Source organism: Novosphingobium mississippiense (genome assembly GCF_044029535.1).
GTDB lineage: Bacteria > Pseudomonadota > Alphaproteobacteria > Sphingomonadales > Sphingomonadaceae > Novosphingobium.
Genome location: NZ_CP147003.1, coordinates 7501 through 28297, shown reverse-complemented (window position 1 = coordinate 28297; position 20797 = coordinate 7501). Strand labels below are relative to the sequence as shown.

The 20797-nt window shown below is 64.9% G+C and carries 17 protein-coding genes (1 of these 17 cut by a window edge); 11 read left to right on the top strand and 6 right to left on the bottom strand.

Annotation, left to right across the window (positions count from 1 at the left end):
* The first annotated feature begins 391 nt into the window (after window positions 1-391).
* From WBP06_RS18655 to WBP06_RS18645, 3 genes are all read left to right on the top strand, one after another.
* Window positions 392-2854, top strand: a complete 2463-nt coding sequence (locus WBP06_RS18655) for a TonB-dependent receptor (protein ID WP_395336001.1) — start codon at window positions 392-394, stop codon at window positions 2852-2854.
* Between the two features lie 140 nt (window positions 2855-2994).
* Window positions 2995-4032 carry a dihydroorotase gene (pyrC, locus tag WBP06_RS18650; protein ID WP_395335998.1) on the top strand — a complete coding sequence of 346 codons (1038 nt, stop codon included), beginning with the start codon at window positions 2995-2997 and terminating at the stop codon, window positions 4030-4032.
* A gap of 48 nt (window positions 4033-4080) precedes the next feature.
* Window positions 4081-4836 carry an isocitrate lyase/phosphoenolpyruvate mutase family protein gene (locus WBP06_RS18645; RefSeq protein WP_395335996.1) on the top strand — a complete coding sequence of 252 codons (756 nt, stop codon included), beginning with the start codon at window positions 4081-4083 and terminating at the stop codon, window positions 4834-4836.
* Between the two features lie 36 nt (window positions 4837-4872).
* On the opposite strand, the gene WBP06_RS18640 is transcribed toward WBP06_RS18645, so the two are convergent.
* Genes WBP06_RS18640 through WBP06_RS18630 form a run of 3 tightly spaced genes read right to left on the bottom strand, consistent with a single transcriptional unit; the run spans window position 4873 to window position 7257 of the window.
* Entirely contained in the window at window positions 4873-5877 is a 1005-nt protein-coding gene (locus tag WBP06_RS18640; RefSeq protein WP_395335994.1) for an SMP-30/gluconolactonase/LRE family protein, read from the bottom strand.
* A 5-nt stretch (window positions 5878-5882) separates the two neighbouring features.
* Window positions 5883-7016 carry a Gfo/Idh/MocA family protein gene (locus WBP06_RS18635; RefSeq protein WP_395335992.1) on the bottom strand — a complete coding sequence of 378 codons (1134 nt, stop codon included), beginning with the start codon at window positions 7014-7016 and terminating at the stop codon, window positions 5883-5885.
* Between the two features lie 19 nt (window positions 7017-7035).
* Window positions 7036-7257 (bottom strand): helix-turn-helix transcriptional regulator, encoded by a 222-nt coding sequence (locus WBP06_RS18630; protein WP_395337513.1) that lies wholly within the window; start codon window positions 7255-7257, stop codon window positions 7036-7038.
* A 275-nt stretch (window positions 7258-7532) separates the two neighbouring features.
* Between WBP06_RS18630 and WBP06_RS18625 the strand changes: the two genes are divergently transcribed.
* Window positions 7533-8879 (top strand): GntP family permease, encoded by a 1347-nt coding sequence (locus WBP06_RS18625; protein ID WP_395335990.1) that lies wholly within the window; start codon window positions 7533-7535, stop codon window positions 8877-8879.
* A 36-nt stretch (window positions 8880-8915) separates the two neighbouring features.
* A complete protein-coding gene (locus WBP06_RS18620; protein WP_395335988.1) occupies window positions 8916-9593 on the top strand; it encodes a FadR/GntR family transcriptional regulator in 678 nt (225 codons plus the stop codon).
* Between the two features lie 75 nt (window positions 9594-9668).
* Here the strand turns inward: WBP06_RS18620 and WBP06_RS18615 are convergent, their stop codons facing one another.
* On the bottom strand, window positions 9669-10154 hold the full coding sequence (locus WBP06_RS18615; RefSeq protein WP_395337512.1) for a gluconokinase: 486 nt from the start codon (window positions 10152-10154) through the stop codon (window positions 9669-9671).
* Between the two features lie 226 nt (window positions 10155-10380).
* On the opposite strand from WBP06_RS18615, the gene WBP06_RS18610 reads away from it, so the two are divergent.
* From WBP06_RS18610 to alkB, 4 genes are all read left to right on the top strand, one after another.
* Window positions 10381-13476 carry a glycosyl hydrolase family 28-related protein gene (locus WBP06_RS18610; RefSeq protein ID WP_395335986.1) on the top strand — a complete coding sequence of 1032 codons (3096 nt, stop codon included), beginning with the start codon at window positions 10381-10383 and terminating at the stop codon, window positions 13474-13476.
* Window positions 13477-13556: 80 nt separating this feature from the next.
* Window positions 13557-14069 (top strand): methylated-DNA--[protein]-cysteine S-methyltransferase, encoded by a 513-nt coding sequence (locus tag WBP06_RS18605; protein WP_395335984.1) that lies wholly within the window; start codon window positions 13557-13559, stop codon window positions 14067-14069.
* The gene (locus tag WBP06_RS18600) at window positions 14066-14788 is read left to right on the top strand and encodes a 2OG-Fe(II) oxygenase (RefSeq protein ID WP_395335981.1); all 723 of its coding nucleotides are present in this window, start codon (window positions 14066-14068) and stop codon (window positions 14786-14788) included. The genes WBP06_RS18605 and WBP06_RS18600 overlap by 4 nt, the downstream gene beginning before the upstream one ends.
* Window positions 14778-15419: a DNA oxidative demethylase AlkB gene (gene alkB / locus WBP06_RS18595; RefSeq protein ID WP_395335978.1), complete on the top strand. Its 642-nt coding sequence runs from the start codon at window positions 14778-14780 to the stop codon at window positions 15417-15419. The genes WBP06_RS18600 and alkB overlap by 11 nt, the downstream gene beginning before the upstream one ends.
* Here alkB and WBP06_RS18590 read toward each other — a convergent pair.
* Window positions 15397-16803 carry a PLP-dependent aminotransferase family protein gene (locus tag WBP06_RS18590; protein WP_395335976.1) on the bottom strand — a complete coding sequence of 469 codons (1407 nt, stop codon included), beginning with the start codon at window positions 16801-16803 and terminating at the stop codon, window positions 15397-15399. The genes alkB and WBP06_RS18590 overlap by 23 nt on opposite strands.
* Before the next feature lie 110 nt (window positions 16804-16913).
* Between WBP06_RS18590 and WBP06_RS18585 the strand changes: the two genes are divergently transcribed.
* Window positions 16914-17801 carry a DMT family transporter gene (locus WBP06_RS18585; RefSeq protein ID WP_395335974.1) on the top strand — a complete coding sequence of 296 codons (888 nt, stop codon included), beginning with the start codon at window positions 16914-16916 and terminating at the stop codon, window positions 17799-17801.
* A 117-nt stretch (window positions 17802-17918) separates the two neighbouring features.
* On the opposite strand, the gene WBP06_RS18580 is transcribed toward WBP06_RS18585, so the two are convergent.
* Window positions 17919-19775, bottom strand: coding sequence for an aspartyl protease family protein (locus WBP06_RS18580; protein ID WP_395335972.1), 1857 nt, complete (start codon window positions 19773-19775; stop codon window positions 17919-17921).
* Window positions 19776-19950: 175 nt separating this feature from the next.
* Between WBP06_RS18580 and WBP06_RS18575 the strand changes: the two genes are divergently transcribed.
* A protein-coding gene (locus tag WBP06_RS18575; protein ID WP_395335970.1) for a putative DNA modification/repair radical SAM protein crosses the window boundary here: on the top strand, window positions 19951-20797 show its 5' portion. 413 nt of this gene lie beyond the right edge of the window; the window shows 847 of its 1260 coding nt (coding positions 1-847); the start codon lies at window positions 19951-19953; its stop codon lies beyond the right edge, outside the window.

Sequence of the window (20797 nt, the reverse complement as noted above, 5' to 3'; positions counted from 1 at the left end):
TGTAGCCAACCGCGCAAAGGGTGGATGTCGGCGGCAATCCGCATTTCCGACAGCACGATTCGCAACAATTAGATGGTTTCAACGTGTAGCCCCAACTTTACCACATGGCTATAATCGACAATATAAACGAAATAATATCGAAATTATCAAGTAATAAGATTTACTGCAGTTGCACAAAGGCATCACTACTCGGATTTTACTTTTCCCATTGGCTAACTCTGCAGCAGATGTCTCGACACTGTCATATTCAAACGATTAAGGCTTCGGCAGCAGCGATGCTCAGGCTGCCTGAAGACGACCGTTGGCGGACGATTGTGCTTCCGGGGGCCAGGAGACGCACGCTGCAGCCATGATGCCCTTCGCGGGCACCGCAATTGAGGTCGTACATCCAATGCAGAAACGTTCCGTTCTTGCCGCATCCGCGGCAGGCTTCGCTGTGGCCTGCGCGCTCGGTTCCGCCCCGGCCCGCGCCCAGTCGACCGGCTCGCTCGATTTCGAGAAGTCGGAAATCACCGTCACCGGCACCGCCCCGGGCGATATTGCCGGCGTGGAAATCCCCAACACCCCCAAGGCCAAGCAGGTCCTGACCAAGGAAGTCATCGGCCGCGAGACGCCGGGCCAGTCCATCGACGAAATCATCAACCTGATCCCGGGCGTCAGCTTCCAGAGCTATGACGGCTACGGCTCCTCGGGCGGCAGCCTGATGATCCGCGGCTTCGACGATACCCGCATTTCGCAGACGTTCGACGGCATTCCGCTGAACGACACCGGCAACTACGCGCTCTACACCAATCAGCAACTCGATCCCGAACTGATCGAACAGGTGAACGTCAACCTCGGCACCACCGATGTGGATTCCCCCACGGCGGCCGCCTCGGGCTCCACCGTGAACTACCGCTCGATCGACCCCGGCCACGAATTCGGCGCACGCATGGTCGGCACCATCGGCGATTACGGCAAGATGCGCGTGTTCGGCCTGATCAACACCGGCGACCTCAACGCATCTGGCACCCGTGCGTGGTTCTCTGCCTCCAAGGACACTTACGATGCGCTCTACGGCGGCGTGGGAGAGATCAACAAGACGCAGTTCAACGCCAAGGTCTACCAGCCGCTGGGCAGCAACGGCGATTTCATTGCGATCTCGGGCCACTACAACGTCAACCACAACACGATGGCATCGGACTGGGCGCTGACCAACACCAGCGGCATCCCCACCAACGCCGACGAGCGTGACGCCTACACCGTCGCCCGCTGCACGATCCCGGCCGGCACCGACGGCGTGGCGGACGCCGCCAGTTCCTGCGGATCGGCCTGGGAATATCGCTACAACCCGTCGAAGACCGCGAACATCCGCATCAATTCGCGCTTCACGCTGAGCGACAAACTGACGCTGACGGTCGATCCCTACTTCCAGTACACCTCCGCCAACGGCGGCGGCACGGTAGTGGCCAAGGAAGGCAGCTACAGCAGCACGATCGCCAGCGGCTACATCAACGGCACGCCCTACTTCGGCGGGGTGGACCTGAACGGTGACGGCGATACCCTGGATTCGGTGCGCCTCTCGGCCCCCAGCCAGACCGAAACCTACCGCATCGGCGTGATCGCCTCGCTCCGTTACGACCTTTCGGACAACCAGCGCGTGCGCGTGGCCTATACCTACGATCGCGGCCGCCATCGCCAGACCGGCGAACTGGGCACGCTCGATTCCAACGGCTTCGCATCGAACTACTTCAACACCGGCGATGCGCTGACCGATGTGAACGGCAATGTCCTGCAAAAGCGCGATCGGCTGTCCTACGCGATCCTGAACCAGGTTTCGGGCGAGTATTCGGGCGATTTCGTCAACAATGCGCTGCATGTCGTCGCCGGCGTGCGCGTGCCGTTCTTCCGCCGCAACCTGACGCAGAACTGCGTGACCTACAACAGCAGCGGCTCGGTCAACTGCCTTGCCGATGCGGACAGCCTGGCTGCTTACGAGGCGAGCCTGACCACGACTTACGCAGCGCCCCAGAACAAGGTGTTCGACTATAGCCGCGTGCTGCCGAACGTGGGCTTCACGTACGACTTCACGCCGTCGCTGTCGATGAATGCCAACTATTCGAAGGGCTTGCAGGTTCCGGGTACGGACAACCTCTATACCAACGCCTTCTACTATTCGGACGGTTCCGCCGATCCCAAGCCGGAAACCACCGACAACTTCGACGTGGGCCTGCGCTATCGTTCCGGAATGTTCCAGGCATCGCTCGCGGGCTGGTACACGATCTTCTCCAACCGCCTGTCTTCGGCCTACAACCCCGATACGCAGACCTCCACGTACACCAACCTCGGCACCGTGGACCGCTACGGGATCGACGGCAGTGTCTCGTTCCGGCCCGACAAGCACGTTTCCGCCTATCTGTTCGGGTCCTACCTCTGGTCGAACATCCGCGACGACGTGCAAACCGGCGCGTCCACTTACGCAGCCACTTCGGGCAAGATGGAAGGCGGCGTGCCGCACTACAGCTTCGGCGGCCGCGTGGAAGGCAATGCCGGCCCGGCATCGCTGGGCGTGGAGGTCAAGAAGACCGGATCGCGCTACTACAACAGCCTCAACACCGCCGTGGTCGACAGCTCAGGCAACGCGCTGTGGGCAGCCAAGGTCCCGGCCTATACCGTCGTCAACCTCGACGCGCGGCTGAACCTCGGCTTCCTGGGCCTGAACGACAAGACCTTCGTGCAGGTGAACGTCACCAACCTGTTCGACAAGTTCTACTACGGCGCCTTCGACGACGCGGGCATCACCAATACCGCGACGACATATGCCTACATCGGTGCCCCGCGCACCGTCTCGGCATCGATCAACGTCCAGTTCTGACGCAGTTGCACGGGGTCGGGGGCGATTTCGCCCTCGGCCCCGTCATCATGCGGGGTTTCCATCCCGGCCCAGCGGCCACGGACCGCAATTATGCCAAGCACGGCATCGACGGCGCGCCTTCTGCCCGCTAGAGCGGCTGCATGACTGCACAGATCACGATCCGCCGCCCCGACGATTGGCATGTCCACCTTCGCGATGGCGCGATGCTGAAAGCGGTTGCCGGCCACACCGCGCGCCAGTTCGCGCGGGCTATCGTGATGCCCAACCTGACGCCGCCGGTCACCACCGTCGCCGCTGCGGAGGCCTATCGGCAGCGAATCCTCGACGCTTTGTCGGAGGGTTCAGACTTCACGCCACTGATGACCTGCTATCTGACCGACGGCGCCGATCCGGCGGAAATCGAACGCGGCTTTGAGCAGGGCGTGTTCGCCGCCTGCAAGCTCTACCCCGCCCACGCCACCACCAATTCCGCGCACGGCGTCACCGATATCCGCAAGATGACGCAAGTGCTGGAAACCATGCAGCGGATCGGCATGCCGCTGCTGGTCCATGGCGAGGTCACCAGCCGCGACGTCGACATTTTCGACCGCGAAGCGGTGTTCATCGACCGCATCCTGACGCCGCTGGTGAAGGACATGCCGGAACTGAAGATCGTGCTGGAACACATCACCACGGCAGAAGCCGCCGAGTTCGTGGCAGCGAGCGGCCCCAAGATAGCGGCAACGATCACCCCGCAGCACCTGATCATCAACCGCAACGCGATGTTCGATGGCGGCATCCGCCCCCATGCCTATTGCCTGCCCGTCGCCAAGCGGGAACAGCACCGTCTGGCAGTGCGCAAGGCCGCCGTTTCGGGATCGCCCAAGTTCTTCCTGGGCACCGACAGTGCGCCCCACGAAATCCACCGCAAGGAATCGGCCTGCGGATGCGCCGGTATCTTCAACGCGCCCTTCGCGCTGGAAAGCTATGCCCAGGTGTTCGAGGACGAAGGCGTGCTCGACCGGCTGGAGGGTTTTGCTTCCGAGCATGGCCCCAATTTCTACGGCCTCCCACTGAACGAAGGCACGGTGACGCTGAAGCGTGAGGAGGTGACCGTGCCGGAAACGATGGGAGAGGCGGATATCCGGCTGGTTCCCTATCATGCCGGCGAAACGCTGCGGTGGCGCTTCGTCGATTGAACACATCCAGCGCGGCACGTTGACCGCGACATCCCAGGGAGGACGACAATGGACCAGAAAGCACGCGCGACCGGCTTTGCCGCCCTGCACGAACGGTCGGGCCAACCCCTTGTCCTGACCAATGTATGGGATGCCGGCAGCGCGAAGGCGGTGACCGAGGCAGGCGCGGAAGCCATCGCGACAAGCAGCTGGGCCATTGCCGCCTCACTCGGCCACGCCGATGGTGAACTGCTGACGTTCGACACGCTCGCCGTGACCGTGCGCCAGATCACCGCCACTGCCTCCGCGCCGGTAACGGTGGACTTCGAACGCGGCTATGCCGAGAGTTCGGCGCTCGCGGCCGACAATCTGGACCGGCTGCTGGAAGCAGGCATCGTCGGCATCAATGTGGAAGACGGCCTGCCCGGCACCACCGCATGCCGCCCTTCGGCCGACCAGTCCCAGCGCATCGCCGCCTTGCGAAGCCGCGCCGAGCAGCGTGGCATACCGCTGTTCATCAATGCACGGACCGATCTGTTCCTGAACAGCGACAGCGCCGCGCATCCGGGCTTCATCGCCGAAGCCAAGGATCGTGCGCGCGACTACAAGGCGGCGGGTGCATCCGGCCTGTTCGTACCCGGCCTGCTCGATCCCGAACTGATCGCCGACATTTGCGGTGCGGTGGGCCTGCCGGTCAACATCATGGTCACCGACCTGCAGGCATCGCTGACGCCCTTCGCGCAAAGCGGCGTCCGGCGCATCAGCCGGGGGCCGGCCCCCTATCTGGCCGCAATGAGCCATCTGGGCCGCATCGCCCAGACCTGATCGCGCCCTGGCCCAGCCCCGCTCATCCGCCGCACGTCAGACGAGCGGGACGGCGGCCACGCTTTCCGAAGAGGTGAAGAACAGCGTCTTGCCATTCTGCCCCAGCGCGGAATTGGAAACGGCCTTGCCGGTCTCGATCACGCCCAGCACCTGCCCCGATGGGGTGCAGACATGGATGCCGCCGGGGCCGGTGGCGAAAACATGCCCGGCCGGGCCCACCTTGATGCCGTCGGGCAGGCCCGGGCGCCCCGCCGCCAGTTCGGCGCGCAAGTCCAGAAAACGGCGCCGATCGGTAGGCATTCCGCTTTCATCAAGGCTGTAGGCCAGGACTTCGGGCTGCACTTCGTCCGACAGCGAGAGGTAGAGCGTGCGCCCATCGGGCGACAGCGCAACGCCATTGGGCCGCCGATGGTCGCGGTCCAGCACCGCCACCTTGCCGTCCGGCGAGAGGCGGTAGAGGCCGCACCAGGGCACTTCGCGCAGCGAGGAATCGTCGCCTTCGGCCAGTCCATACGTGGGATCGGTGAAATAGATCGCGCCCGATGCCGCGATGGAGAGGTCGTTGGGGCTGTTGAAACGCTTGCCCTCATACCGGTCCACCAGCGTTTCGCGCCGGCGAGTGCCAAGGTCGATCCGCACGAGCGCGCGCGATCCGCTGTCCGCCGCGATCAGCGCGCCACGGGCGTCCAGCGCAAGGCCGTTGAGGCCCGGCTCCCGAATGCTGGCCGGAACCGGCGTCTGCAGCCCCGATGGGCGCAGGAAGACCTCCACGCCCTTGCACGCGCTCCAGCGATGCACCGTATTCGCGGGCGGATCGGTGAACAGCAGGCAATTTTCGCGCGGAATCCACACCGGCCCCTCAGTCCACTGGAACCCGGTGGCGAGACGGCGGATCTGCGCGCCGGGCGCGATGACCTTGTCCAGACCGGGATCGATACGGCGGACATTGCCGAAACCGGCATCCTTCGCGGCCAGTAGAGGCGCGGCATCCAGCACGGATGCGGCAGCCATTCCCGCCAGAAGATTGCGACGATTCATCATGTCCTTCACCCCAATTCCGTCAACACGACGTGGCGGCGTTCCGCCATCGCGCGATAGATCGCCTCGATAATCCGCATATCCTGCAAGCCTTCCTCGCCGCCGACGATCGGCGTCGTCCCAGTCAGGATGCATTCGGCCAGATGGTCCAGTTGCGCCGCAAACTGGTTGCGCGCAGGCGGCGGCAGCACTCTGGACGCCGTCGTTCCGCCCTTGTTGATCGTCATCACCTGCCCCGAATAGGACGTGGCTGGCTCCAGCGCGATCCAGCCCTGCGTACCCGTCACGCGGTAGCCGTTGTGCGCGGAGCTGTAGCTGGAAATGCAAGTGGCCTGGATGCCCGAGGGGAAGCGCAGCACGAAGCTGACCCTGTCCTCCACCTGGCGAAAGCGCGGATCGGACCGGTCGGTCGATTCCACCGCGCTCACCTCCACCGGCTCCTCTCCGGTGAGATAGCGCGCGGCATTCAGGCTGTAGATGCCGATATCCATCATCGATCCGCCGCCGGACATGGCGCGATCCAGCCGCCACTGGTTCGGCTGGATGGGGAAGCCATGCTCTGCGGCGACCAGCCGCGTCGGGCCGACATGGCCGCCGCGCGCCAGTTCGATCGCCAGCCGGTTGTAAGGCTCGAACCGCGAACGATAGCCGATCATCAGCTTGGTCCCCGCCTTGCGGCAAGCGGCGATCATGGCCTGACATTCCGCCACCGAAGTCGCCATCGGCTTTTCGCACATGACATGCTTGCCTGCGCGGGCCGCGCGCACGGTATATTCGGCATGAAGGCTGTTGGGCAGGACGACGTAGACCACGTCGATATCCGGATTGTCGCGGATGCGATCGAAATCGGCATAGCTGTAGCGATGCGACGGCGGGATACCGTATTGTGCGCTGTACTGTTCCAGCTTCGCCGGCGTTCCGCTGACCAGAGCGACCAGCCGGGCATGTTCGCAACCCGCGAAGTTCGGCATGATCTGGCGGGTTGCGTAGTAGCCCAGGCCGACCACGGCATAGCCGATCTTGCGCGTTCCGGCGATGGCCGGGGGCACGCGCAAGCCTGCGGCCAGGCCGCCCCCCAGACCAGCGATCGCCAGCCCTGCCCCCATGCCGCTCAGCACCTCGCGCCGGGATCCCACGATCATGCGCCTTGTCCCCTGCGGATCAGAATGCCGAAGACGCCAGCCGCCCCGCGGCAATGGCCACCTGGGTGCGGTTGCGCACGTTCAGCTTGCGCATCAGCGCGGTCATATGAACTTTCACCGTAGCCTCCGCCATGCCCAGTTCGTAGGCGATCTGCTTGTTCAGCAAACCGGACAGCACGCAGCGCAGGACCTTCAGCTGGGTCGGGGTGAAATGGGGCGGCTCGGCCGAGGCCTCGCGCATGGCGACTTCCCGGTTCGCGGGAACCGTGCGCGGATCTGCAGCGTGGTGCATCGCCTTCTCTCCCTTGAACCCATTGCCGCCGCGGTGTCGCAAAGATCCGCGTGCCGTCGTTCCTTGAACGCCGTGATACGGGAATCAGTCTGACAGGTTCAAGCAGATTCTTCCATATAACGCGAAATCATGTGGAATATGCGTGCCCAGTCGCTATAACCTGTCCAACAGATTTTGCCGGGGCCACACCCGTCGAACGCAAACAACAAAGGGAGAGGCGGGGAATGACGCCGGAAGACGTAAGGCTGGTCCTTTCCGCCATTGCCGGCATCGCGCTATCCATCGCGCTTATCGTTCGCGGCCGCCTGCACCCCTTCGTCGGGCTGCTCTGCGGCGCCTTCACAGTGGGAGTTCTGGCCGGAATTCCGCTGGAAGAGACCGTAAAGGCAGTGGAAAAAGGCGCCGGCACGATCCTTGGCGGCACCGGACTGGTGGTGGCGCTGGGGCTGGGGCTGGGTGCCATGCTGCAACTGTCCAACGGCGCAGCCGGGCTGGCGCGCGCCGCGCTGGGCGTCTCGGGCGTCAAGCGCGCACCGTGGGCCAGCCTTTTCACCGCGCTGCTGATCGGCCTGCCGCTGTTCTTCGAAACCGGGCTGGTGCTGCTGCTGCCGATCGTCGCCTCCGCTGCGGCCGCGCTGCCCAAGGGGCAGGACGACGATGACGCCAAGCTGCGGCTGATGCTGCCCGCACTGGCCGGCCTTACCGTCATTCACGCGCTGGTGCCCCCGCACCCGGGGCCGCTGCTGGCGGTCAACGCGCTGGGCGCGAACCTGGGCCTTACACTCGCCTATGGCCTGCTTGTGGGCATTCCCACCGCGATTATCGCCGGCCCGGTGCTGGCGCGCTTCACGGCGCGCGGCGTCCGCCTCAGCCCGCCATTGCTGGCGCCCGCGACCATCGACGTCGCAACTCCGTCGGTCGGCCGCGCGCTGGCGGCGGTACTGCTGCCAGTGCTGCTGATCGCCGCCGGACAGGCGCTCGCCCTCGCCCCGCAGGCCGTTGCATCGCGGCTGGCATGGCTGGCCTGGACGGGCGACCCGGTCGTTGCCCTGCTGCTGGCCAACCTTTTCGCACTGCCCCTGCTGTTCGGCCGGCGACTGGGCGAACGCCATATTCAGGAATCGATCTGGGCGGAGGCGATGAAGCCGGCCGGTGGCATCCTGCTGGCCATCGGCGCCGGCGGCGCGCTCAAGCAAGTGCTAGTCAGCGCCGGACTTTCGGACATGCTGGTGCGCCTTGCCGGCGGCGGCGCGATTTCGCCGTTGCTGCTGGCCTGGGGCATTGCCGTGTGCATCCGCCTTGCCACCGGATCGGCTACCGTCGCCACGATCACCACGGCAGGCGTGATGGAAGGGCTGGTCGCCAGTTCGGGCGTCGCGCCGGAATGGATGGTGCTGGCCATCGGCGCCGGTTCGGTGTTCTTCTCCCACGTCAACGATCCCGGTTTCTGGCTGGTGAAGAGCTACCTCGGCACCGACATGCCCGGCACGTTCCGCACTTGGTCGATCATGGAAACCGTCGTCGCGGTGGTGGGCCTGCTGCTGGTGCTTGCCGGCAGCAGTCTGTTCTAACAAGGGAACGGCAATGGCGGTCAGACAGGAGCTTCGATGAACCAGCCGCGGCTTTCCGACCATGCCTATGCGGGCATTGTTGAGATCATCAAGACCGGGAACCTTGAGGTAGGCGCGCGCCTGCCCTCCGAAGCGCAACTGGCGGAACGGTTCGGCGTATCGCGCGCCATCGTGCGCGAGGCGTTGGTGCGTCTGGCCTCCGACGGAATTACGGAGGCGCGGCGCGGTGCCGGCTCCTTCGTCAAGAGCCGCCCTTCAGACCGCCTGGCGGCGTTCATGCCGATGACCGAACTGCCCGCTACGCTGGGCAGTTACGAGGTCCGCTTCGTGCTGGAGGCGGAAGCAGCGCGCCTGGCCGCGACCCGGCGCACGTCGCTGGAAATGGCCCATGTCGAGGAAGGGCTTGAACAATTGCGTTCCGCCCTGCTGTCGAACGCGCCGGCCCATGTCGAGGATCGGGAACTGCATCGTCGCATTGCCGCGGCAACGGGCAATCCCGCCTTCCTGATCGCCTTCGACGCGCTCTGGTCCGATGTCGAGAAGATCATGCGCGCCGGCGTGGACATCTCTCGCTCCCGCTCACCGGACGTGATCGCCACGATGCTGCGCGAGCATGAGGTGATAGTGGCGGCGATCCGCGCGCAGGATGCCGAAGGCGCTGCACTGGCGATGCGCTGGCACTTGTGGGAAGGCCGCCGGCGCCTGATGCCTTAAAACGCGGCAAACCAAAATCCTTTGGAATTTCGCTGAAGACTGATTTCGCGGCACCAGCCCGCTCACGAATGCCCCTCAAGCTATGCGAAGGCCGCGCAGCACCCGGTCGCGTAGGATTTCAGGCGGCTGCTCGCTATCCAGTATCAGTGCTTGCTCGCGATCCAGCGGATATTCCAGCGTGGCCAACTGGCTGTCGAGCAGGCTTGCTGGCATGTAATGGCCGGGACGGTTCTCCATCCGCGCGACCAGCTTTTCACGATCGGTTTCCAGCAGCACGAAGTGGACCGGGCCGTCGATCGCCGCGCGCAGGCGGTCGCGATAGGCCAGGCGCAGCGCGGAACACGCAATCACCGCCCGGCCGCGCTGCGCAACCGCCTTGACCGCCGCCTCTCCCAATCGGTCCAGCCAGGGCCAGCGATCCTCGTCCGTCAGAGGCTGGCCGGCCCGCATCTTCTCCACGGCATCGGCCGAATGGAACGTATCGCCTTCAAGGAATGCGCAGTCCAGCGCCTCCGCCAGCATCGCGCCCAGCGTCGATTTTCCGCAACCGCTGACGCCCATGACGATCAGGGCGCCGCTTGGCTGGCTGGAGTTTACGGAAGATCTTGGCAAAATGCGGTCCTTGCTGTCCGAACACACCCGGTGGCGCATCGCTTCTGTCGCGATCCAAGCTATAGGACCGCGCCGCGCCGCCGAAAACTACGACCTTGGTCGCAGGTGCTTCGGCCGCCCAAAACACCTAACAGAGCCGCCAAGACCATAGCCCATGAAGCCGGAGAGAATTGACATGAAGCGCGGACCGTTTGGAGCCTCCCTGGCCGTACTGGCCTGCATGACGGTCATCCAGCCCGCCCTTGCCAATTCCGGCACCTCCCCTTCCGTCTACGCCACCGCGCCCGACGAGCCCAATGCCGTAACCGTCGCCGGCAAGGGCGACGGCCGCGCCGACGATACCGCCGCAATCCAGCAGGCCATCGACACGGCGGCCGACAGGAACAACGGCGGCGGTGGCATCGTCTTCCTGCCTGCCGGCACCTATCGCATCACCCGCACCGTGTTCCTCTGGCCCGGCGTGCGCCTTTTCGGAACTGGCGAGAAACGGCCCGTCATCCTGCTGGGGCCCCGCACCCCCGGATTCCAGCGCGGCGTCGCCCACATGGTGATGTTCGCCGGCGCGCGGCGCCAACACGATGGCAAGGTCGCCTTCGCTCCGCCGGGCAGCGTGCCGTTCGACAAGGACGTGCCGGACGCCAATCCCGGCACGTTCTATTCCGCGCTCGGCAACATCGATTTCCGGATCATGGAGGGCAATCCCGCCGCCACCGCCATCCGCTTCCATTCGGCCCAGCACAGCTTCGTCAGCCATGTCGATTTCGACATCGGCTCCGGCCTCGCAGGGCTCTATCACGTCGCCAACGAGGCGGAAGACCTGCACTTTCACGGTGGCCGTTACGGTATTCTGGCGGAAAAGCCCTCCCCCGCCTGGCCCTTCTCGCTGGTGGATTCCACATTCGATGGCCAGCGCGATGCCGCAATCCGGGAGCATGAGGCCGGGCTGACGCTGCTGAACGTCGCGATCCGCGATACGCCGGTCGGCATCGATATCGATCGCGGCTACGGCGATTGGCTGTGGGGGCAGGACGTGCGGTTCGAGAATATCTCGAAGGCCGGCGTGGTGATCTCCAACGAGAACAACGTCTACACGCAGATCGGCTTCCAGAATGCCGTGGCCTCGCACACCCCCGTCTTCGCGCGCTTTCGCGAGAGTGGGCGAACAGTGGGCGGCAAGGGAGAGAGCTACCGCGTCGCCGCGTTCACCCACGGCTTGACGCTGCCCGCATTCGGCCGAATGGGCGCGTATCAGACGCAAGTCGATGCCGAACCGCTTACCACCCTGCCCGCACCGGCCGCGCCCGCCATCCGCGCGCTGCCGCCCGTCTCCGAATGGGTGAACGCCTGCAGCCTGGGCGCAAAGGGTGACAACGTCAGCGATGACACGGCCGCGCTGCAAAACGCCATCGACACGCACCGCGTGGTCTATCTGCCGTCCGGCTTCTACAAGGTTAGCGACACGCTGCGCCTGCGGCCTGACAGCGTGCTGGTCGGCCTGCATCCCAGCCTGACCCAGATCGTCCTGCCCGATGGCACATCCGCATACGCCGGGGTCGGCGCGCCGAAAGCGCTGGTGGAAAGCGCCAGCGGCGGCGAGGCCATGGTCGCCGGGATCGGCCTCAACACCAACGGCAACAATCCCCGCGCCACCGCCCTGCTGTGGAAGGCCGGCGCCCGTTCGATGGTGAACGACGTCAAGTTCCAGGGCGGCCACGGCACCAACCGTTTCGACGGCACGCGGATCGATCCCTATAACAACAATGCCACGGCCGATCCGGACGCCGCGCGGCGGTGGGATGGCCAGTATGCCAGCCTCTGGGTCACGCAAGGTGGGGGCGGCACGTTCGCCAATATCTGGAGCCCCAGCACGTTCGCTCACCCGGGCATTCTGGTATCCGACACCAGCACGCCCGGCCGCATCATCCAGCCCTCCGTCGAGCATCACGTCCGCACGGAAATCGGCCTCAACCGCGTATCCAACTGGGAACTGCTGGCGCCGCAGACCGAGGGCGAGGCGGGCGAAAGCGGCGATGCCGTCTCTATGGAAATCCGCGATTCCAGCCATATCCTGATCGCCAACCTGCACGCCTATCGCGTAACGCGCACCCGCAAGGCCGCGCCCGCCGCCGTCACGCTCTACAATTCGCGCGACATCCGCTTCCGCAACGTCCACGTGAACGGCGAAAGTGGGCTTGGCACCTGCGACGAGAATGGCTGCGCCACGTTCCTGCGCCTGACCAAGTTCCCGTTCGAGAATGCCCTGCGCGATGTGACGCATGGGCTGGACGTGCGCGAACGCGAATTCGCCGTGCTCGACGTGAAGGCCGCACCCGATGCCGCACCCGCCGCGACCTTCGAAGGCGCGCGGATCGAGAAACTGGCCGATGGCTTCCATTCCATCGGCGGCGCCGCGGTGGATGCGCAGGGCAAGCTCTACTTCATCGATCGGCAGTTCCAGCGGATCTGGGGGTGGTCCGATGAGCGCCGACTGGAACTGGTGCGCGATGCCGCGCTGGATCCCGTGAATCTGGCTGTCGACCGTTCAGGCGACCTGTTGGTGCTGTCCTCGTTCGGGCGCAATGGTACGGTCTACAGCCTCAAGCCCGGTTCGCCCGATACCGAACTGACAGTGATTGCACCGCGCCCGACTGGCCGCCCTGCTGAACCTGCAGGCAGGGTGGCAACGGTGCTGCCGGTCAACTGGTGGATCAACGGCGAGTTCAAGGACCAGATCGACCCGAAGACCTACACATTCCCCACCTTGGCGGAGATGTTCACGCGGGAGATGGCACAGCCGCAGGCGCAGGAATATGCCTCGCCGGACGGCAGTCTGGTGCTGCCGGCCTGGCGGGTTTTCCAGCAGGGCCCGGCCGACCATCGCGGCCTGCGCTTCTCGAACGCACTGGACAGCTATGGCTTCATCCAGGCCGCGCCGGGTGAACGGGTCTACGTGACCAACGCTTCGGAAAACCGCACCTACAGCGGCGTGGCCGGCGCGGGCGGCACGATCACGGACCTCAAGCCCTTTGCCCAACGCGGCGGCGAAGGCGTCGCCAGCGATGCGCAGGGCCGCGTCTATGTCGCCAACGGGCAGGTCTTCGTCTATGCCCCCGATGGGCGCGAGATCGGCCGGATCGACGTGCCGGACCGGCCGCTGCAACTGCTGTTCGGCGGCCCCGATCACAGGACGATGTACATCCTGACGCATCACGCGCTCTATGCGGCGCGGTTCGGAATGGCCTCGTCTGGTTCGACTCCCAGCCCGAAGTAAAGGGTTTGAACGCAAGGATCGGAGCGCTGGCGATCATCGCCTGCCTTATGACGCAAGGCAGGTGATGAAGGACGAAGATCATGAATACCGCGAGCGAGACCTTCCATTATGCGATCGGAACGGCCCGGCTGGGCACGCTGATCGTCGCGACAAGTACGGCAGGCGTCGCCGCCATCCTGATGGCCGATGACGCGGATCGGGCATTGCGTGACTTGCGCGCCGCCTTTCCCGGTTCCGTGCTGATCGCCGACGCGGAAAAGGCTGGCTCGGCGCTGGCCGCCGCCATCGCGCTGGTCGATGCCCCGCAAGGCGCTTTCCCGCTGCCGCTGGATTTGCGCGGGAATGGGCAGGAACTGGCGGTGTGGCAGGCGCTGCGGGCGATCCCGCCCGGCGAAACGCGCAGTTACGGCGCGCTGGCGAAAACGCTCGACATGCAGATCACCGCGCAGGAAGTAGGCGCGGCCTGCGCCGCCAATCGCATTGCCGTTGCCGTGCCCTGCCACCGGGTAGTCAAGGCCGACGGCGGTATTTCCGGATATCGCTGGGGCGTCCACCGCAAGCGCAAGCTCATCAATATGGAAGCGGTTGCATGAAGGACGGCACGGACCTGCTGGAAACACGCATTGCCGGCTATGACTGGCAGGCCGTGGCTGCCGACCTCGATCGCGACGGCTGGGCCGTACTGCGGCGTCTGCTGGACGGCGCGGAATGCGATGCGATGGCGGATCTCTATGGGCCTACCACGGCCTTTCGCAGCCACATCCACATGGCGCGCCACGGTTTCGGCTTGGGCGAGTACCGCTATTTCGCCTATCCGCTGCCTCCACTGGTTCAGGCGGCACGAACGGCTCTCTACCCGCGCATTGCCCCGATCGCGAACCACTGGCACGAACGGATGGGGATCGACGCGCGCTTCCCCGCCGATCACGCGGAATTCCTCGAACGGTGCCACGCTGTTGGCCAGCGTCGCCCCACGCCGCTGCTGCTGCAATACGGCCGGGGCGACTACAACTGTCTGCATCAGGATCTCTATGGCGAGCATGTGTTTCCCCTTCAGGTCGCCGTGCTGCTCTCCGCACCGGGCGCGGATTTCACCGGCGGCGAATTCGTGCTGACCGAACAGCGCCCGCGCATGCAGTCGCGTGCCACGGTGGTGCCGCTGGGCAAGGGTGACGGGGTGCTGTTCGCGGTCAACATGCGCCCGCAACGCGGCACGCGCGGCGACTATCGTGTCGCCCTGCGCCATGGCGTCAGCACGCTGCGCTCAGGCAAACGACATGCCCTGGGGATCATCTTCCACGATGCTGCCTGACTTGTTCGCCGACGAACGGCGCGACGCCACGCTGGGCCCCGATGCGGGGATTCTCGGCGGCTTCGCGCTGGATATCGCCGATGCGCTGATCGCGGAAATCCGGCGGATGAACGCCGATACGCCCTTCCGCCACATGGAGACGCGCGGTGGCCGGCGGCTGTCCGTGGCGATGTTCAATTGCGGCGCGCTGGGCTGGATATCCGATCAGTCCGGCTATCGTTACACCGCGATCGATCCGGAAACGGATGCCCCCTGGCCCGCGCTGCCGCCGCTGTTCCGCGACCTTGCCGGACGGGCCGCCGCCGCGCTGGGTTTTGACGGCTTCGTGCCCGATGCCTGCCTGGTCAACCGATACCAGCCCGGAACGCGCCTGTCGCTGCATCAGGACATGGATGAGCGGGACAAGACCGCGCCCATCGTCTCGGTTTCCCTCGGCCTGCCCGCCACGTTCCTCTGGGGCGGTTTCCAGCGTGGCGACCGCGCGGCCCGGCATCGTCTGGTTCACGGAGACGTCACCGTCTGGGGCGGCCGTTCCCGCATGATCTTCCATGGTATCGACGCCTTGAAGGACGGATTCCACCCGGCGACCGGCGCGCTTCGCTACAACCTCACCTTCCGGAAGGCGCGGTGATCGGCGCTCGCTGCTGAAGCACCGCGGCGATCACGCCCAATGCGTGATCGCTGGTCTGCGCGACGTTCAGGCGCACGAAGGCCGCCGCGCTCTGGCTGGGACTGAACACGTTGCCCGGGGCCAGGACGACCTCGCGCGACAGGCAGTCATGAGCCAGGGCCGCGCTGTCCACGCCATCGGGCAGTCGGCACCACAGGGTGAAACCGCCAACGGGATTGCCTTGCGGAACGATGCCCATGGGCTCCAGCTTGTCCGCCAGCGCCTTGCGCGCCCGCGCCAGCTTGCGCCGCAAATTCTCCATGTGGCGGCGATAACCGCCCCCGGCCAGCACGCGGCTTATGGCCGCGGTGGCAATGGGGCTGGGTCCGCCGAAGCCGGTCGCCAGTTGCAGGTCGGTCAGCGCCTCGATCCATTCGGGACGCGCCGCGATGTAGCCACAGCGCAGCGCGGCCGACAACGTCTTGGAAAAGCTGCCGATGCGGATCACCCCCGAAAGGCCGTCCAGCGCGGCCATGGTCGGCGCGCCAAGGGCGAAATCGGCAAAGATATCGTCTTCCACGATCACCATGCCATGCGCGGCGGCGATGCCGGGAAGGCGGTGCGCGGTGACCAGGCTGAGGCTGCAACCGGTGGGATTGTGCAGGTTCGAATTCGTGATGTAGAGGCGTGGCCGCTCAGCGGTGACGATCGCCTCGAACACGGCCGGATCCGGGCCGCTTGGCGTGAACGGTACGCTGACCGCGCGCACGTTGTGGGCAGCGATCAGCGCCTGGTAATTGAAGTAGCACGGATCATCCAGCAGCACGGTGTCCCCCGGCTTCAGCAACAGCCGGCAGATCAGATCGAGCGCCTGCGATCCCGAGTGAGTCAACAGAATCCGGTCCGGATCGCATTCCAGCCCTTCGCCGGCAAAGCGCAGCGCGATCTGGCGGCGCAGGGCAGGATCGCCTGCCGTCGTGCCGTAGTGCACCAGCAACTCGGGATCCCTGCTGGCCTCTCGCAACGCCTTCTGCAGGGCAGTCTGGGGCATCCAGTCGGCCGGCAACCAGCCACATCCCGGCTTGTCCCTTGCCTGCGTGAAATCCAGCGACTGGCGCGATACCCAGAAGGGATCGATGGCATGTTCGCGCTGCGGCGCACGCGCGGCGGGGCTCTGCGGGGCACCGGCAAGAGGGCTGACGTAAAAGCCCGAACGGGGCACCGCCTCGATCAATCCCTCGGCAACAAGCCGGTCGTAAGCCTCCACCACGGTCGCGGGCGAGACATCGAAGCTGGCCGCGCTGGCGCGCACGGAGGGCAAACGGTCGCCCGAACACAGCAGGCGCGCGGCGATGCGGCAGCGGATGCCCTCCATCACGCGTCCGGTCTGCGTCTCCTTCGCCATCTGTGCCGCCTTATATATCAATACAGAAAGCCCGTACTGTATCGCTCTGTAGCTGGCCACGCCAGCCCCTTCGACTAGATCCGTGCCGGTCAAATCTCGAAGGGACGTTCATGCAGGGCGGTAACAAAAGCGTGGGATATGGTTGGGGCAATGGTTGGGGGAGCGGCCTTCTTGCCGTGGTCATTTTCAGCGGATCGATGCCGGCAACCCGGCTTGCCGTCCTGGGCATCGCCCCGCTTCTTCTGACCAGTGCGCGGGCGCTGATCGCAGGCACACTGGCGTTCACATTGCTCGCCGGCCGGCGCCAGCCCCTTCCCCTGCGCGACCGCTGGCCGAAGCTGGCGGTTGTCGCGGGCTGCTGCGTGATCGGCTTCCCCCTGCTTTCGGCGCTGGCCCTGCAGCACATGTCGTCGGCGCGTTCGCTGGTCTTCATGGGCCTGCTGCCCCTCAGCACCGCCATCTTCGGGGTGATACGCGGTGGTGAGCGCCCGTCCGGCGCGTTCTGGGCCTTTGCACTGATCGGCGCGCTGGCGGTCGCCTCCTTTGCCCTGATGAGGGGTGGCGACTCCTCCTCGCTGGGCGACGGCCTGATGATCCTGTCCGTGATCGTCTGCGGACTGGGCTATGCCGAAGGCGCGGTGCTCAGCCGCGAACTGGGCGGATGGCAGGTCATCAGCTGGGCCCTTGTACTCAGCGTTCCACTGGCCGTCGGCGGCACGATCGCGTTCTGGCCACCGGAGGGCATAGCCGGCATTCCCGGCTCAAGCTGGCTGGGGCTGGCTTATGTCTCGGTCTTTTCCATGCTTGTCGGCTTCATCTTCTGGTACCGCGGGCTCAGCATCGGCGGGATCGCCAAGGTGGGCCAGTTGCAGCTCCTTCAGCCCTTTCTGGGTCTTGGGCTGGCGGCCTTCCTCTTGCGCGAACATGTTGCCCCGGCGATGCTGGGCGCTACCCTGGTCGTGGTCGCCTGCGTGGCCGGCGCGAAGCGTTTCGCATAGCGCCGGCAAGGCGACGAGAGCGTTTTCTAATGAGGTGGAATCACCTGATGACTCGGAAAACGCTATAAACCAAAATCTTAGATCGGTTGATCCGATGCAATCGGATCGGCAGCTGCTCTAGTCCTGATCGCCGCTGTCGTCCGGCTCGAATGCCTGCGCCTCCGACGCGGTTGCATTCTCAGCACCGGCCGCGTGCAGGCCATAGGCGGCGTAATCCCGATCGATCATCGGCCGGATTTTCCGGGCGGAGGCAATATCCGCCGCGCCGCCCGCCTCGTCCCCGCTGGCGACGCGCGCCAGCCCGCGCGTAAACAGTGCGGCGGCCAGTTGCGGGCTCTTCGCGAGCGCCGCCGTCTCATCCGCGATCGCCGAGGCATAGTCCTGGCGCCGATAGTAAATCAGGGCACGGGTATCGAGCATCATCGGACGGGATCCGGCCTTGCGCAGGGCCAGATTGATGTCCTTCAGCGCCTGATCCAGATCGGCATTGGCAAGCCCGCGATTCCAGCTGCGCGCGTTGAGCAACGTCGGATAGCTGACGTCGTTTCGGTGAAGATCGATGACGGGATCGATCAAGGCCAGACCGCGATCCGCCATGCCCAACCGCTCGTAGAGGGTGACCACGGCCATCACATCCAGCGATCCCTTCGGCGTATCGACTGCCGCCGCGTCGGTATCGGCCAGCGCCTTTGCGCGATCGCCCTTGTTCAGCTCGATCTGTGCGCGGCGGATACGCAATCGGTGATCATGCGGGGCAATCGCCAAGGCGGCATCGACGTCCTTCGCCGCCAGATCGAACCGTCCGCTGCGCGCATAGGCCGTGGCACGGTGCGAAAGTAGATCCGACCGTTCCGGCGCCAGCTTGATCGCGCTGGTGAAGTCGGTGACGGCCCCCGATGCATCGCCGCTGGTCAACCGCGCGGATGCGCGGCCGGCGAATTCGTCGGCGGTCTTGGGGTCAGTGGTCTTCTCGGTCTCACCCAGGTTTTCGCCCCGCGTGATGCTCTGGTGCCCGGTTTCCTGATCGGTCGTAGCGGAAAAGATCGGGCCGCCGTTATACGTCAGATACAGCCGCTGCTGCGGCCTCGACACGATGACGTGATGCGCCATCAGGAAATCCATGCCGAGCAGCATGTCATGGTCCCAATTGTCGCCCGCATCATCGATCACGCGGATCGGGCTGTGGGCGATATTCTCCCCACCGATCGTTATCGACTCCGTGCGGGCGATCCAGCTTTCCCGTTGGTGCGTGCCGAAGCCCGCCATGGAGTGTGAGGCGATAACCTTCGGCGAGTCGAGATCGATCCCCGCATTTTCCGCAGCATGACGGCCGATGATCGAGGTCGGCGCCCCGGTATCCAGCAAGGCGCGAAGCGGATGTCCGTTGACGAAGACCTCCACATAGATGTGGTAGTCGCCGGGATAGTTGCCATTGAGCAGCTTGGCATCGCCCACCGCCATGCCCGCGCTCCAGTACGCCATGTTCGTCTGGCTGCACCCGCTCTCCTTGAACAGGTTGACCACGCCCTTTCCCAGATCGAATTCCGTGTCCCACACGCCCAGCAGGTTGGCGCCAAGGAAGCCATTGCCGCTATCGCTGCCGCCGACGATGAACTGCATGTTATGTAGGGTGGCGCCCAGGATGCCGAAATCGCGCACCCGCGTCAGCATCGGAGTGAACCCGCCACCGATCCCGTTCACGCGAAACCCGACCGGCAAGGCTTCCATCGTCAGGCCCAGTTCGGCCGCCTTGGCCCTGGGCATGATGTTGAAGAAAGCCCCGCTATCCAGCCAGACGCGGCTTTCCTTGCCATTGAAAGTCACCGGCACGCTGGCGCGCGGCCCTTCCATGACCACCGGCAGCTTGGCGACCAGTTCAACCTTGCACTTGGAGGCATTGGCCAAAGCCGGCTGGGACAGGGCGGCGAGAAAGACCGTAGCGAGGAGCGAGCAGAAGCGATGGCGGGCGTTCATCACGGATCCATGGCCGATGTGAAGGTGGCGGAATTACATCTGCAATTTACGGCAACCCAATTACATTGCTGTCATCCGATGGCCAAACTTTCCGCCATATCAACGTCCTGACGCGCTCTTCCCGGCTCAAACCAGTTTGCTTGCTCCCGGCACGATTAGAACATATAAAGAACATATGTCCCAAATCGCGACCAAGGCCCAGCTGTCGATCAAGGAACGCCTCGAAATCCTCGCCGATGCGGCCAAGTACGATGCGTCATGCGCCTCATCCGGAACTGCCAAGCGTGACAGTCGCGATGGACGCGGTCTCGGTTCTACCGAGGGGATGGGAATCTGCCACGCCTATGCGCCGGATGGGCGCTGCATCTCTTTGCTCAAGCTGCTGCTGACCAACCACTGCATCTTCGACTGCCATTACTGCATCAACCGGAAAAGCTCGAACGTGCGCCGCGCGCGGTTCACGCCGCAGGAAGTCGTGGACCTCACCCTCTCGTTCTACCGCCGCAATTATATCGAGGGGCTGTTCCTGTCCTCCGGCATCGTCAAATCCTCCAGCCACACGATGGAGCAGCTTATCGAAGTTGCGCGAATTCTGCGGGAGGAGCACGATTTTCGCGGATATATCCATCTGAAGACCATCCCGGAGGCGGACGCAGAACTGCTCGCGCAAGCCGGATTGTGGGCGGATCGAGTCTCGATCAATGTGGAACTGCCGACGCGAGACGGTCTCGCCCGCCTTGCCCCCGACAAGAACGACGCCGTGATCGAAGGCGCGATGGGCACGCTCTCCGGCGCGATAGTCGAAGCGCAAGACGCAGGCAGGCGCTTTACCAAAGCGCCGCAGTTCGCGCCGGCCGGACAGTCAACCCAGATGATCGTCGGCGCCGATGGTGCCAGCGATGCCCAGATCGTCGGCAAGGCCAGCACGCTATACGATCGCTTCGCGCTCAAGCGGGTCTACTATTCCGCCTTCAGCCCGATCCCGGAAGCGAGTGCCGTACTGCCGCTGACACGGCCGCCCC